13 protein-coding genes are annotated in these 13,360 nt (G+C 59.6%); 1 reads left to right on the top strand and 12 read right to left on the bottom strand.

The genetic code is table 11. The features are described from left to right. Positions 1 to 217: 217 nt before the first annotated feature. The 6 genes from SY26_RS21985 to SY26_RS20230 all read right to left on the bottom strand — a co-directional run bounded on the left by SY26_RS21985 (position 218) and on the right by SY26_RS20230 (position 6,191). Positions 218 to 667, bottom strand: a complete 450-nt coding sequence (locus SY26_RS21985; RefSeq protein ID WP_232303424.1) for a hypothetical protein — start codon at positions 665 to 667, stop codon at positions 218 to 220. Positions 668 to 1,067: 400 nt separating this feature from the next. Then, positions 1,068 to 2,633: an IS66 family transposase gene (locus SY26_RS19225; RefSeq protein WP_046001728.1), complete on the bottom strand. Its 1,566-nt coding sequence runs from the start codon at positions 2,631 to 2,633 to the stop codon at positions 1,068 to 1,070. Positions 2,634 to 2,702: 69 nt separating this feature from the next. Then, a complete protein-coding gene (gene tnpB / locus SY26_RS19220) occupies positions 2,703 to 3,059 on the bottom strand; it encodes an IS66 family insertion sequence element accessory protein TnpB (RefSeq protein ID WP_071209476.1) in 357 nt (118 codons plus the stop codon). Continuing rightward, complete coding sequence (locus SY26_RS19215) at positions 3,056 to 3,493, bottom strand: transposase (RefSeq protein ID WP_198143210.1); 438 nt, start codon at positions 3,491 to 3,493, stop codon at positions 3,056 to 3,058. The genes tnpB and SY26_RS19215 overlap by 4 nt, the downstream gene beginning before the upstream one ends. A 190-nt stretch (positions 3,494 to 3,683) precedes the next feature. Further along, complete coding sequence (locus tag SY26_RS19210; RefSeq protein WP_369799461.1) at positions 3,684 to 4,517, bottom strand: DUF932 domain-containing protein; 834 nt, start codon at positions 4,515 to 4,517, stop codon at positions 3,684 to 3,686. Between the two features lie 702 nt (positions 4,518 to 5,219). Beyond that, complete coding sequence (locus SY26_RS20230; RefSeq protein WP_046001894.1) at positions 5,220 to 6,191, bottom strand: GlxA family transcriptional regulator; 972 nt, start codon at positions 6,189 to 6,191, stop codon at positions 5,220 to 5,222. A gap of 72 nt (positions 6,192 to 6,263) precedes the next feature. On the opposite strand from SY26_RS20230, the gene SY26_RS19200 reads away from it, so the two are divergent. Next, complete coding sequence (locus SY26_RS19200; RefSeq protein ID WP_046001893.1) at positions 6,264 to 7,463, top strand: MFS transporter; 1,200 nt, start codon at positions 6,264 to 6,266, stop codon at positions 7,461 to 7,463. A gap of 117 nt (positions 7,464 to 7,580) precedes the next feature. On the opposite strand, the gene SY26_RS19195 is transcribed toward SY26_RS19200, so the two are convergent. The 6 genes from SY26_RS19195 to SY26_RS19175 form a co-directional block, all read right to left on the bottom strand. After that, positions 7,581 to 8,615, bottom strand: coding sequence for a PIN domain-containing protein (locus tag SY26_RS19195; protein WP_046001892.1), 1,035 nt, complete (start codon positions 8,613 to 8,615; stop codon positions 7,581 to 7,583). A gap of 116 nt (positions 8,616 to 8,731) precedes the next feature. Then, positions 8,732 to 9,514 (bottom strand): inositol monophosphatase family protein, encoded by a 783-nt coding sequence (locus SY26_RS19190; RefSeq protein ID WP_157020554.1) that lies wholly within the window; start codon positions 9,512 to 9,514, stop codon positions 8,732 to 8,734. A 122-nt stretch (positions 9,515 to 9,636) separates the two neighbouring features. Further along, a complete protein-coding gene (locus SY26_RS19185) occupies positions 9,637 to 10,059 on the bottom strand; it encodes an ASCH domain-containing protein (RefSeq protein WP_046001891.1) in 423 nt (140 codons plus the stop codon). Positions 10,060 to 10,912: 853 nt separating this feature from the next. After that, positions 10,913 to 11,503, bottom strand: a complete 591-nt coding sequence (locus SY26_RS21410; RefSeq protein WP_157020553.1) for a hypothetical protein — start codon at positions 11,501 to 11,503, stop codon at positions 10,913 to 10,915. 79 nt (positions 11,504 to 11,582) lie between these two features. Next, entirely contained in the window at positions 11,583 to 12,869 is a 1,287-nt protein-coding gene (locus SY26_RS19180) for a Y-family DNA polymerase (RefSeq protein ID WP_046001890.1), read from the bottom strand. Positions 12,870 to 12,880: 11 nt separating this feature from the next. Further along, positions 12,881 to 13,315, bottom strand: coding sequence for a LexA family transcriptional regulator (locus tag SY26_RS19175; RefSeq protein WP_157020552.1), 435 nt, complete (start codon positions 13,313 to 13,315; stop codon positions 12,881 to 12,883). Between the last annotated feature and the right edge of the window lie 45 nt (positions 13,316 to 13,360).

The raw sequence follows: 13,360 nt of genomic DNA, 5'->3' as shown, positions 1-13,360 counted from the left end.
CGGCCTTGCGCGAGCGATCGTGACCCGAAGGGCCGAGACTATGCCGCTGCCCTGACTATTGCGCCCCTGCACGGGCAGGCTCGGAACGAGACAAGTGGGCAGGACCAGGCGCAAAGGAAGGGCAGGGGCATAGGCTCGGGGTGCAGGCCGGCTCTTGCCGGCCAAGCCTAGAGCGCGGTCCCGGCCATAGGACGGGATGCGACATGATCTCGGTTAGCTATGGGTTTGCCTCCATGGGGATCTGGACACCCAGCTTAAGTGCCAAAGCCTCAAGTCCTTCTATGGACGCGTTGTAAGCCGTGCCAGATTTAGGGAAGTCAGTTCGCATCCTTCTGTAGAAAGCCAGTTGAACCGTCAGTTCTTCAATAGGATAGGTGCCCGCCCAATGGGTTCCAGACATTGTGAAAGTGGATTCGGTGTGCGTGATCTTCATCCGTGGATTTTGCCTGATACTGACGGCGAGAGACAAGTTCGGATGGAAATCGAAAAGCTGAAACCAGACGCAACCGCCCGCCCGGTTGCCCACAGGCTGACGCTCGATCCCTGTGGTCTCGCTTACAGCCTGCTCCGGCCCGCTGCGTCCACTCCCAAGGTCGTTCCCTTGCGGGCTGGACAACCGGGCTCTGTTCGGAACCTCGCCCTTATATAAAAGCACAAGGCGCGGCATCGCCGCGCCTTTCTGTTCTTGGCCGGAACCGGCCTCCTGCGCGGATAGCGCCAGACCAAGCCGGCCAGGGTATCTTTGCCCTGGTCGGCTTGGTCACCTGAGCTGCGTTTGCCTCCGCTCGGGATGGGCTTTTCTTAGTGGTGCCAGAAGTCCCGCGAATATTTGCGCCCCTGAATTGTGATACGGTTCTCTTGGTCAATTGGAATCAAGTCGCGCGTCTGAAGCTGGCTGTTGGCGTCTATGACATAAACGCTGCAGGTCAGGTTATCGTTGGAAAACCATGGCACCTGAAAACACCAGTTGCCTCGTCCACTCTCCCGACTCTGAAAGTAGCCGTTCCAGTTACGACATTCCCAGCTTCCGGCCCACCACGTTGCGCCGTAAGCGCGACGTCGCGGCCCTATGCGGTGAGGCTTGACGGCTGTGCGTGCCGCCAGGGCATAAGGTCTTCGATGCGGGATTTGGGGTGTCCGTCGAGGATGGCGCGGAGGGTGTCGGCGAGATAGTCGACGGGGTTCACGCCGGCCATTTTGCAGGTGGCGACGAGCGAGGCGAGCATGGCCCAGTTCTCGGCGCCGACCTCGTTGCCGGCGAAGAGGGCGTTCTTGCGGGTCAGCGCGATCGGACGGATCTGGTTTTCGACCGGGTTGGTGTCGAGCTCGAGGGTGCCGTCGTCGAGGAAGCGGATCAGGCCGGGCCAATGCGCGAGGGTATAGCGGATATCCTCGGCCAGAAGGGATTTCTGCGGGATGCGCGACAGCTGAGTTCCAAGCCAGGGCTTGAGCGCGGCGATGATCGGGGCGGCCTGGGCGCTCCGGACGGCGAGACGGTCGGCGGGAGCCTGGCCGCGCACGGTCTTCTCGATCTGATACAGCAATGCGATCTGGCGCAGCATCTCCTCGGCGATGGGCGAGCCCTCGCTTTCAAAGCGCTTCACGAAGCGACGGCGGACATGGGTCCAGCAGTTGACCAGCTGCCACGGCCCCTCATCGCGCGTGATCTCGGTCAGCGCGTTGTAGGACTGGTAGGCGTCACATTGCAGGAACCGGCCGCGGTATCCGGCGAGGAACTTTAGCGGATGCTCCCGTCCTCGGCCGGGGGCGTAGTGGAACAGCACGATGGGCGGACCGACACCGCCATGGCCGCGATCGTCGGACACGACGGCCCAGAAGTAGCCGCTCTTGGTGGCCTTCCGGCCCGGATCGAGCACCGGCGCGCGGGTCTCGTCCACGAAGATCCGGTCGGCGCCGCGCAGATGAGCCTTCATGTGGTCGATGACAGGCATCAGGTGGAAGCAGGCGCGCCCCGTCCAGTTGCCGAGTGTTCCACGGTCGAGGTGGAGACCTTGCCGCTCGAAGATCCCCGCTTGGCGGTAGAACGGAAGGTGGTCGCCGAACTTCGAGACGATGATCCACGCGATCAGCCGTTCGGTCGGCAGCCCGCCAGGGACGACATGCTCAGGGGCATGGGCCTGCACCACGACCTGCGAACAGCGGCGACAGGCGTATCTCGGGCGCCGCGTCACCAGCACTTGGAACTGCGCCGGGATTACGTCGAGCCGCTCGGATATATCTTCCCCGATCCGGGCCATCTCACCGCAGCCGCAGGGGCATTGGATGCTGGCGGGCTCGATCACGCGCTCGACCCTGGGCAGGTGCGCCGGCAGATGCCCGCGGTTGCGCGCGGGCTTACGAGGTTCTTCCCCGCGCGTTTGGGCAAGCGCGGCCTCTGCTTTCTCCTGCGCGGCCGCGAGGACGCCTTGGGCCAGTTCGGCATCCTCGAGCGGCAGATTGAATTGGTCGGGTGACAGCTTCTCGGAACTCTTGCCGAAGCGCTCGCGCTGCGATGCCCGCAGGATGCCCTCCAGCCGACGATTGGCCTCCTGCACCTCCACGAGCGCCGCCTCGACCTCGGTCAGGCGGGCCTTCAGATGAGCGTTCTCACGGCTGAGGGCATCGGCATCCATGCCTCGGAGTGAATCACGCAAACGCGGTTCTGGCTAGCAAAAACAGGGAATTCCCGTGCGTCCGCCCGCTCACCCTGCGACCAGCGGACGCCGCGCCCGTTCCGGCCGCACCAGCCGCCAATCCAACCCTTCGAACAGAGCCGCCAGCTGCGCCGAGGAGATCCGCATCACTCCGTCCCGCATCTGCGGCCAGACGAACTTGCCTCCCTCAAGGCGCTTGTGAACGAGCACCATTCCGGTCTGATCCCAAACCAGCAGCTTGATCCTGTCCGCCCGTTTCGAGCGGAAGACGAAGACCGCCCCACAGAATGGATCGAGCCCGGACATCTCCTGCACCGCCAGCGCGAGGCCATCGATCCCCTTGCGGAAGTCCACCGGGCGCGTCGCCACATAGACCTTTGTTGGCCCTCCCTGACCGAGCATCATGATGTCGCCGTCCGCGCCGCCCGGATGGACCTGGTCAGCAGGATCTCATCGGCGTCGGCCCCGACGCGGATCACGACATCGCCGACAACGATCTCCACGCCGGTGGCGACCTCCGTCTCTGCCGGCATCGCCGCTGCGGGACCCTCGACGACCAACTCTGCAAACATCGGCAGGGCCGCCACGCTCTCGGGCACGACAAGCTGCCCCGTCCGCAACTTCTTCCGCCAGTCGTAGACCTGCCAGCGCGTCGTCCCGTGCTGCCGCGCGACATCCGTTACCGAGGCCCCCGGCACCAGGCTCTCCGCAGCGACCCGCGCCCGCTCCGCCTTCGTGCGCCGCCGACGCCCGCTCGGCCCCTCGATCACCTCCAGCCGAGAAACCCTGCCGTCCCTTGGGCCGTCCAAATGGACGCCCACTTTGCCGTCTCGTTCCAAACCAACACCTCCAACGCTCATGCGCACAGAGAATGACCCGGTCAGATCAGAAGCGGCAGGAGGGGGGCCGCGTCGCGCTTACGTTGCGCCGTGTTCGCTCTTGTTGATCGTATCGGGAAAAAGATCATCCATCATTGCACCGTTGTCCCATTGGAAAGATGGCAGGGCCTTGCGGCCCTGCCTGCGGCAATCATCCGGCTTTGATTTCAGCCATCCGTTCGGTCAGCATCCAAAGGGCCCGGTTCAAGGAACGGTTCTGGTCGATCCCGGCAACCTCACGGGTGCTCCGGCGAACGGTGCGCCCATTGGCATCACGAACGCGGCCGGTCAGTCCGCCTTTGATCGTGTTTTCCTGCACCACGTTGAAAGCCGTCCAAAGATCCGTGGCACGATCGGCAGAACGGCGGGGGCGCAAAAGGGCGTCAGCCTGAATGGCCGCGGGCTTGGCTTCGTCGGCAGTAGGAAAGCGCAGCGTATGGGCGGCTTCTGCCAGTGCCTCGCGCTCAATGTCCCGCAGGGCAATAGATTTCCAACGCGAAACCTGATCCACCACCACGGGGGCATCCTCTAGGACGCTGTAAGCGCCTTCGATAACCTCCCCGATGGCATTGCCGGAATGACGAACTCTTACCTCGTTGAACGTCTCGCCAGTCATCAAGCCGTTTTCGCAAACGAACCGGAAAAACCCCGGCATCATGTGATAGGCACTTGTCCCGTCATTGGCATTGACCAGCACAATCTCAAAAGCATCGCCTTCGGTATTGGTCAAGGACCGGTGGCGCAGGCGCAGCATGTGCTTGGTGTATTCCGCTTTGCCTTCGATCCGGGTGCGTGCCTGAACGGCGCTGAACGGCTCAAACCCTTCGGCGCGCAAGCCGTCAAGAACGGTGATGGTAGGGACCGGCGCGAAGCGGGCGCTGCGGCTTTCGTGGGCGTTGGTCGCAAAAATCGACGGGACGGCTGCGCGAAGCTGCTCATCGCTAAGGGCTTCACCCCGGCCCGTGATGCGATTGCCCGCGCTCATGCCGCGCATAAAACGGGAAAAATTGTGGATGGTCATAGTCGTTTCCTTTTCGTGGCGATGGCGTGGGGGCTTGGTGCCTCCTTCCGCCGATGGGCTGCGCCTCGTCGGTCTGGTCTGACGAATACGCATGTATTCGGCGGAACAGAGTGAGGAGGGCGAAGCCCGACAAACGGGCCTGGGCGGTTCTGTGTGAACACCAAGCAAAATTGCCGTTTGCGTCACGGCTTTGCCTTTTAGGTGACCCAACATCTCCGCCCKCTCCTTCCTGTTCCGCCAGTGGCGAAGCCATCCCTGCTTTTCACTTTGGATGACCTCATGTCATCCGAAGGGCAAAGCAGGGTGGGCGCAGCCCGACCTGCGGCCGGACGGTGATCTGACACACGGGGCCGCAGCGGTGAAATTGGGAGGGGCCCGCGCGCTTGCGCGTGGGAGGAACCGGATTTCTCCGTGGAGGCTGACGCGCAGCGGCACCAGAGCCCGTGTTCGGATCGCCGGCCGGATGGCAGGCGGAAAAAGAAATGAAAGATCGTCAGCCGTGCCAGAGCGAAGCGGAGGCGCGGCTGTCTTCTGGATCAGCGATCGCGGTGCCCGCGATCACCATATCTCTGAAAAAGCAGCCTCTCGACTGCCAAGGCAGCATCGAAGCGAAGAGCCCTTAGCCGCCGGTCGTAATCTGTGGCATAGGCAGGACTTTTCCCTTTTTCAAATTTCATTGCCAAATAAAGCTACATAGCTCGCTGGATCAGTCTTGAGCTGGCGTTGGAAAGCCCGCCGCAACCTCTGCAGATCCCCAAATCCGCTTTTTTTTGCGACAGTCTTTAGCGGCAAGTGCTCGATTAGAAGTAGGCGTGCTCGCTCCACTCGCGTCCGCTCCACAAATTCGGCAGGCGTCATCGCCAAGTGCGCCTTGAACCTTCGAGCGAGTGTTCGAGGGGTCATGTTTGCGGCGTCAGCCAAGGTTTCCCGCGTCCAAGGCTGCACCGGATCACTGATGACGTCCTCGATCAGTCGCGCCAACCCCTCATCCTCGGTGAACTGGGCCGAGAGATAGGGTGCATATTGGCTTTGCCCACCCGTGCGCCGAAGCTGTACAACGAGCTCACGGGCGACATCGAGCGCTACTGCACCCCCGCAATCCGCACGGATCACTGCAAGGGCAAGGTCTAGTCCCGCTGTCACGCCTGCCGAAGTATAGAGGCGATCCTCCATGATAAAGAGCCGGTCCAGATCCCAGTGCACGTCTGGATAGGCTGCCAACTGTGGAGCCCTTGACCAATGAGTGCTGGCGGAACGCCCCTTGAGAACGCCAGCCTTAGCAAGCGCTAACGCTCCTGAGCAGATTGAAATCAAACGGGAGTCACCGGGCACCGACTGCCGGTGCCGTAAGTGCTCCTGTACTTCATGGCACGCCGCAACTGCATCAATGCCTGCCCCACCCGGAATGAGAAGATCGTTTGCCAAAGGTCCATCGGCCAGTGAGCCGTTTGCGCCCAAAACTAAACCGCAGGACGCTGTCACTGGACATCCGGTCAAGCTCAGGAACCGGGTTTGGTAGATCTTTTCACCTTTAAAGCGAGCCACTTCGAACGCCTGCACTGGCCCGGCCACGTCGAGCAAATTCACTTTGTCGAATAGCAGAACGTCAATGATACGACGGCGAGGGGGCGTGTCCATTTTTGATGCCACTTTGACTTATGGGCCATAACAGCTCGCAGTTAAGACTGGCTCCGTCAACAGGAGAGAAACATGGGGCCGATTACCCAACAGCGCAGAGGCAGTTATGTGGCGCTTCTTGCAGCCAATACGCTCCTAGCGTCCATGATGCCCATGCTCATCATTCTGGGCGGCTTGGGAGGGATCATGCTCACACCCACGCCCGTCCTTGCGACCCTGCCGGCGTCTCTTCAGGCCCTGGCTGGGCTACTGGCGGCAACACCAATCTCTCTTCTCATGGGGCGGCGCGGACGGAGGTTCGGGTTTCTGACAGGCGCGGCCATTGGCATCTTTGGTGGGATGCTGGCTGCCTTTGCTATCACGACAGAAAGCTTTTCCCTCCTCTGCATGGCTCACATGATCCTTGGAGCGGCCTTGGCCTCCTTTCAGTTCTTCCGTTTTGCAGCGGCCGAAACTGCTCCCGTCCAATGGCGACCGATGGCGATCTCGCTGATGATGACGTCTGGCCTCATCGCGGCTTTTGTTGGCCCGCAGATGTTCATTTGGGCACAGACCCTTACACGAGAGGCACCCTTGGTAGGAGCATACGCAGCCGTCTCTTTTCTTGGCCTGTTGGGTCTTCTACCGCTTGGGCTGGTACGCATGGCAGGGGTCCAAGGTCCTGCGCCACGGCGGATTACGCGGCAATCTCTGGCAGTCCTGATGCAGCCGCCGATAGTACAGGCCGTTTTACTGGCAGCCACATCGCAAGGCATAATGATGCTGCTCATGGCGCCCACCACCATTGCCATGATCGGCTGCGGCTTCTCCGGCAGCTTGGCGGCCGATGTGATCCGCTGGCATGTTGTCGCTATGTTTGCGCCAAGCCTTCTGACAGGGGTTCTGATCCAGTATTTCGGCGCACGTGTTATCATTGGGATAGGGCTGTCTCTTTTATCGCTTGCCGCCCTTACCGCCGCGCACGGCTTGACGGCTCCGCACTTTTACACATCCCTCGTCATTTTGGGCGTTGGCTGGAATTTTGGCTTCATTGGGGCCACGAATCTACTAACTGCTGCCGCGCAGCCTGAAGATCGTGCGCTTGCTCAAGGAGCTAATGACACAGTTATCGCTCTTGTCTCCGCAGCTTGTGCCTTCGCCTCGGGCGCGCTTGTCACAGGTCCGGGTTGGAGGGTTCTCGCGCTGGTGGCCCTGTCGCTTCTCCTAGCAGTCGGGGTGGTGAACCTTTTATCCGGTCAGAAACGACCATCAAAGACTCTGAGTGGCCCCTAATCAGGTTTCAGAAAATAGCTTGGCTGGCAGCATTGTCCCGCAGAGCTGACGCCACCGAGCTGCTGCGACAGCTACCTGAAGAGCCAGAAGCGGACGTCAGCTTCTTGGCCCACCCTTTCAAGTGTCCAGCATGTCCCATTCATCTCCGAGCATCCAGCGAATTGCAGACAGCTTGCCGCTGAGCATGCCCCATTCGAAATCAGTCCACGGGCCCAGTTCTTCTGGGTAACGTTCTTCTGCGGATTTCATGGCGGCAATCATTCCGTTCCATATTTCGTCGATGATCATTCCGCGCTGCTGTTCGGATGTGGCGGCCTCCCAAACCTCCCTCGGGACCCGCTTCTCCCTGCCGCTCTCGACAGCGTCGATGATGCCCCACTTGCGGCCGTACCAAATCTGCGTTGTCAGCTTATCCTCGGATTCAATCAGCTCAGAGAGTGGCCGGAACTCTTGTCTGAACTCACGCTCGAAGGTGATTTCTTCGATCAGGTCGCCAGCGTGCTCGTTCAGGAGCGCGCCGAGATTAGTAGAATAGCGCGAGTGCGCCTCACCAAATAGAGCAGCGAGGTCTGGGTGCGGTAGACGCGTATCAGCACCCTTCTGGCTGAAATCGTGGATGTTGTGTGTGATGAACGCAAGTGCGTCGTCCACCTTCCGGCGCGCGAGAGCGTCGATATACGTCTCAATGATGATCGCGTCTCCAATGCCATTGATCTGCCTGTGGAAAGGCGCAACCTTAGCAATGGCTCGGTCGGCGGCGCGGGCCTTTATGTTGTCGCTGGCTAGGATCAATTCAGTTGTGGCAAAAAGTCTCTCAATCAGGCTCACAGCTTCGTTCACCGCCTCTCCGCCAACTGAAATGCGGTGATCTATCTCGTTTAGGCGACGAAGAACCTCGTCTCGTCCCTCCTCGGGTCCGAACTGAGAGACGGCATCCTTTACCCGCTTGAAATGGCCCGACAGGCTTGCACGGCTTGATGCCATCACTCGGTCGCGGTTTCGGGCAAATTCCTCTGGGATGATCTGCGGCAGGATCAATTCAACCTCACCGGCCTCTATCATCGCGGAAAGAGCGTCGAGCAAAGGCATATGGCGTGGGTCCTTCGTGAGATCCAGCCATACAGATGTATCGATCAAAAGCCGGAGTTTCATCCTTGCTCCATATGAAGGTGAAAACACAGCCTTAGCACCGAACGGCCGCTCCGTCCCGCATAGCGGACGGACCAAGTTGGCGATTGATGGTCTGCTCTGCGGGACGAAGCTGCCGGTCAGATAGCCGGCGAAAGCCGAGCCAAAACCTTGGCATGAAGTTCGGGCGACGCACTTGCGACGATGGCCCCACTTGATGCCAGTGAAAGTGGCTGACCGTACCAATCGGTGATCTTGCCACCGGCCTCCTGCACCACGGGGCACAACGCGCAGATGTCATAGGCGTCCAGATCGTCACCATTCAGGCAGATATCGATAAGCCCTCTGGCAAGCGCACCATATGCCGGAGCGCCACCATCGAAGACACGCACACGTCCAGTCGAACGCAGGTTTTCGTAACCGGAGGCGCTTTCCCTCCCAAAGCTGTCTGGGTTCGCCAGGCTAATTATGGCTTCCGTCATATCCCGTCGCGAACTGCTGCGAACACGGCGGCCAGCGAACAGGGTGCCATTACCCTCCGCTGCAGCATAGCGGGCGCGTAGTCCTGGCATGTCGATGATCCCTAGAACCGGCATGCCGTCCCTGCACACGCTGATCAGCGAAGCGAAATTCAACAGTCCGGTGCCGAACTGACGTGTTCCGTCAATTGGGTCGAGCACCCAAGTGAAGGCGCTGGTTCCAGTGTCGGACCCGTACTCCTCACCCAGTATGCCGTGCGATGGGAACTGCCGCTTGATCTCTTCGCGCCACCGCGTCTCGATAAGCAAGTCTGCCTGGGTCAGCGACGAGCCATCCGATTTGTAATCTACAGCAAGGTCACTGCTCCAAGCCTTGGCGGAAATCTCTGCTGCAAAATCGGCAAGGCTGAGCGCCGCTATCATGAGACTATCGAGGTCGGACATCGTGTCCCCCAAAAATAAGACCAAATAGCGTGCCGGTTGTGACGGCTGAATGACGGCTTAGGGCTCCTCGCGTCGAAGCTCCGCCGCCGCGCCGCCGGTCGCTATGCGGACGAAGCTGCCGGTCAGCTTGCCGGTGCAAGATCTTCGATGAGGGCGAACCGCTCCCACACGACCTGCATCTGCGGCGAAAACCCTCCGTTTCTCTGAAAGAAAGCGCGGTGATCGTTGCGCCAACCCTCAAGGTCGTCGTTCTCTCCTTCCGCAAGTGCCATCGCCTCCGTCACCTCTTCGAAGCTACACTGAACGACCTCGATAGTTTCGATGACAAGTTCTGGCGAACCGTCCCATGCGAGAACAATATCCCGCCTTCCGACCGATGGAAGGGGCTCGCCAGCTTCAAAATCTCTTAGCGCGCCGCAGGTCGCCGCCTTCTTGCCAGACCGAATGCTGGATACGAGGGCAGCACTCAGCGCTGCACTATCGCCGAACTTGACTGTGACAGCAGCAGGGTAGCGATCCTTTATGGGCTCGATAGGGACAGGCATGGCTGAATCCTTCGCTTTGACAGCAATGCCAAAGACCGTATTTCTTACCTGAATGACAGAAAAGGGCTCAAAGCGGCAATATTGCCTGACGAACGAGGTAAAAATGTGTGGTGAAAGATGCGGTGTGAGCCTGCACTTCCAGCACGGCCGCTGCAAACCCGTCTGTGAATCTACATTCTGTCAAAGGATCGGAGCCGGGGGGTGGTGCGGCCCGCAGCCGAAGGCGAGGACACGGCCCCCGGTGGAGACGACGCCGCAGGCGGCGCTTGTCTTTTGACAGGGCCGATCAGGTCTGTTGGCGGATATGRAATGAAAGATCGTCGGGATGGGGGTGAGCGCGGGCCTTGGCCCGCGTCGATCCCCCGGCCCGTCCGCAGGATCAAACACAAGCCCGGCGWCCAGCCGGGCTTTCTCAATCCTCTATCTTTGGCCGGAGCTATCCAGCCTGCCGCGCTTCGCGGCGGGCCTTGCAGGGTGGCGAGCTGGACGCGCCATCACAGAGCGAAGGGAAGCGAGCCGCYCTGTGGGAAGGTCCGGCCTTGCGCGAGCGATCGTGACCCGAAGGGCCGAGACTATGCCGCTGCCCTGACTATTGCGCCCCTGCACGGGCAGGCTCGGAACGAGACAAGCGGGCAGGACCAGGCGCAAAGGAAGGGCAGGGGCATAGGCTCGGGGTGCAGGCCGGCCCTTGCCGGCCAAGCCTAGAGCGCGGTCCCTCGGGGCGGGCGGTCCAGGGCGACAAGCCCTAGACCGAATGACACGAGGGACGCCGCCATTTTTGAAATGGTATGATAGGCGCTCCGCATGCAGTTTCCGATTGCGAAACCCTAGATATAAAACGATCCGTGCTGGATCATTCGCCTTTATTTTCAAAAGCGAACATCCATCGCATTCTGGCGCTTGCTTCCGGTTTTGAATATAACCAGTTAGGCCCGTCTTTAACCTTATGGTGTGGACTCTCAGCTATTTGTGAAAATGTGTCCAATATCCAAGTTATCATTCTATCTAAATCTCTTTCGGAAATCGCTTCTTTGTATTCTAATCTTTCATCATCTGACATTGCTCCAACCTCAATACGTCCGCAACACCTGTAGAAGCTGGACTTATCGTTTGTGGCACTACATTCCGTTCCCTTACCGGACAAGCAACGCATAGCTTTTCCAATAACAAGCCTTTGGTTTACTCCTTCATCATCAACAGTCTGATATATCCGCCACCGCAATTCGTTACTTCTAGCGAGCCAGCTATCCAATTCGAATAGCACTAGATCATCGTCATTTCTTATAGGTTGAATGCCCAGATGGGATATAAAAGGGGCGTTAATTTGCACGGTAAGTCCCTCGTGAATTCCGGGGCTTAGTATCTTACGTTCTAAAATCCTTTTGCTGTTACATTTCCACCCTTCACTTTCGTAGAACCGCAGGCGATTTTGCCATGTGTCCATCCGATGTTCTTCCATTGGGCAATCTCCGCACGCCGAGACCTGCACCTTACGAAGGCTTATTAGTTAGGGCGACATTTTATTAGACCTTCAGAGTCGGCAGCTCGCTGATCCGCGTTGTGTAGCGTGGCGATCTATGATCGGCCTTTGTCGTCCATGATCGGCTAACTCCCTCCCGCGCCAGCACCATCGTTTTTTTGCCGAAGCGATCATTGATCGCGTCGAGCGCTGTGGTCAGACGCGCATCGCGCGGCTGATCCGGCGCAAAAAGCATGGCGGGTCGGTCGGCCTCTGCTAACAAGTCATCGAGAATTATCCCGGCCTTGGTGTAGCCATAGCCGTTTCCAGACGGATCTCCCTTCCAGCCCCGCCGCGCTGCTGCCACGGCGGCATCCACAAGGTCAAACGTATGGTTGGACATGGGCCGCAGGCGGATGCTGCGCGAAAAGGAATGGCGCGGCCTGTCGGGCTTGTGCGGGTTGGTGTGATAGAAAACGGTCATCGTGCCAGCCACCAAGCCATGCTGACGCAGCTTCTCTGCCGCTCGTGTCGCATGGGCTGTGATAGCCTGCGCCAGCACATCAAATGTCGTCATGGGCGTGCCCGCGGAGCGGGTGACGGCCATGCCCTTACGCTGCGGGGGCACGTCCTCAAAATCTATGCAAGGTATCCCACGCAGCTCGGCCACTAGGCGTTCCAGGACAACCGTGCCAATCTTGCGGCCAAGAGCTAAAGGCAGGTCGCGCAGCTCGGCGGCAGAATTGATCCCTTGGGCCTTCAGCTTGGCTTCGGTCGCGGACCCGACGCCCCAAATTTCTCCGATGGGAATGCGGCGCATCACATAGTCCCGCACGTCCTGGTCCATGAGATTGCAGACGCCGGAAAAGAGTGGGTTCTTCTTGGCTGCATAGTTCGCCAGCTTCGCAAGCGTCTTGGTAGGGGCGATGCCTACGCAGGTTGGAATGCCGGTCTCGGTTCTAACCGCATCCCGCATCCGTGCGGCATGGGCCTCCATGCGATCCCCGAAGCCGGATAAATCGACAAAGCTTTCGTCAATTGAGTATGTCTCAAGGCGCGGGGAATAGCTGTGCAGGACCTCGGTGACTCTACGACTTACGTCACCATACAACGTGTAATTGCTTGATAATGCTACAACTCCATGCCTCTTTATCAAATCTCTGATTTTGAAAACAGGGTCGCCCATTTTTATAAATTGCTTCGCTTCTTCGCTGCGGGCGACTGCACAACCATCATTGTTCGATAGAACAATGACGGGGATGCCGCGCAACGACACATCAAACAGACGTTCACAGCTGACATAGAAGTTGTTGCAGTCGATCAGCGCAATGGGTCGGTCGGATTGCTCCACCGTGCCTGTCCTTATTCTATGGGCAGGCGGCGCACGATGCCGGCGACGACCCCCCATATCTCGGTCGTCTCCGTGACGGGGATTGTGGCATAGCCATCCGCGCGGGCGCGCGGATCGAGAAACCAGACACCATCGCGCTTGGCGAGCTTCTTGACGGTAATGGCGCCATCAACCACCGCGACGACGATGCGGCCATGGCGGCGCTTGCCAGCGCGATCCACGGCGATCAGGTCGCCGTCCAGGATGCCCTCGGCCTCCAGACTATCGCCGGACACGCGCCACCAGAAGGTCGCATGCTCATGGCGCACCACCCACTTGATCGGGTCAATGGTATCCTCAAGATCATCCGCGGCGGGTGACGGAAAACCGGCCGGAACCGGCATGGATGCCAAAGGCACATGCCGGTCGATGAGCGTGATCTTGATAGGGCTGAGGTGCAGGGTCATGACTATTAGAACAATACGGGAACGCTAGCCATAACCCGAACACCC

Origin of the sequence: Paracoccus sp. 228 (assembly GCF_000967825.1) — a bacterium.
Lineage (GTDB): Bacteria > Pseudomonadota > Alphaproteobacteria > Rhodobacterales > Rhodobacteraceae > Paracoccus > Paracoccus marcusii.
This window is presented reverse-complemented; position numbering and strand designations above follow the sequence as displayed.

Excerpts from the sequence above, each read along its gene's own strand:
- SY26_RS21985 (WP_232303424.1), bottom strand. The coding sequence starts at position 667 with ATGCCGCGCCTTGTGCTTTTATATAAGGGCGAGGTTCCGAACAGAGCC.
- SY26_RS19225 (WP_046001728.1), bottom strand. The coding sequence starts at position 2,633 with ATGGATGCCGATGCCCTCAGCCGTGAGAACGCTCATCTGAAGGCCCGC.
- tnpB (WP_071209476.1), bottom strand. The coding sequence starts at position 3,059 with ATGATGCTCGGTCAGGGAGGGCCAACAAAGGTCTATGTGGCGACGCGC.
- SY26_RS19210 (WP_369799461.1), bottom strand. The coding sequence starts at position 4,517 with ATGAGCGCGGGCAATCGCATCACGGGCCGGGGTGAAGCCCTTAGCGAT.
- SY26_RS20230 (WP_046001894.1), bottom strand. The coding sequence starts at position 6,191 with ATGGACACGCCCCCTCGCCGTCGTATCATTGACGTTCTGCTATTCGAC.
- SY26_RS19200 (WP_046001893.1), top strand. The coding sequence starts at position 6,264 with ATGGGGCCGATTACCCAACAGCGCAGAGGCAGTTATGTGGCGCTTCTT.
- SY26_RS19195 (WP_046001892.1), bottom strand. The coding sequence starts at position 8,615 with ATGAAACTCCGGCTTTTGATCGATACATCTGTATGGCTGGATCTCACG.
- SY26_RS19190 (WP_157020554.1), bottom strand. The coding sequence starts at position 9,514 with ATGTCCGACCTCGATAGTCTCATGATAGCGGCGCTCAGCCTTGCCGAT.
- SY26_RS19185 (WP_046001891.1), bottom strand. The coding sequence starts at position 10,059 with ATGCCTGTCCCTATCGAGCCCATAAAGGATCGCTACCCTGCTGCTGTC.
- SY26_RS21410 (WP_157020553.1), bottom strand. The coding sequence starts at position 11,503 with ATGGACACATGGCAAAATCGCCTGCGGTTCTACGAAAGTGAAGGGTGG.
- SY26_RS19175 (WP_157020552.1), bottom strand. The coding sequence starts at position 13,315 with ATGACCCTGCACCTCAGCCCTATCAAGATCACGCTCATCGACCGGCAT.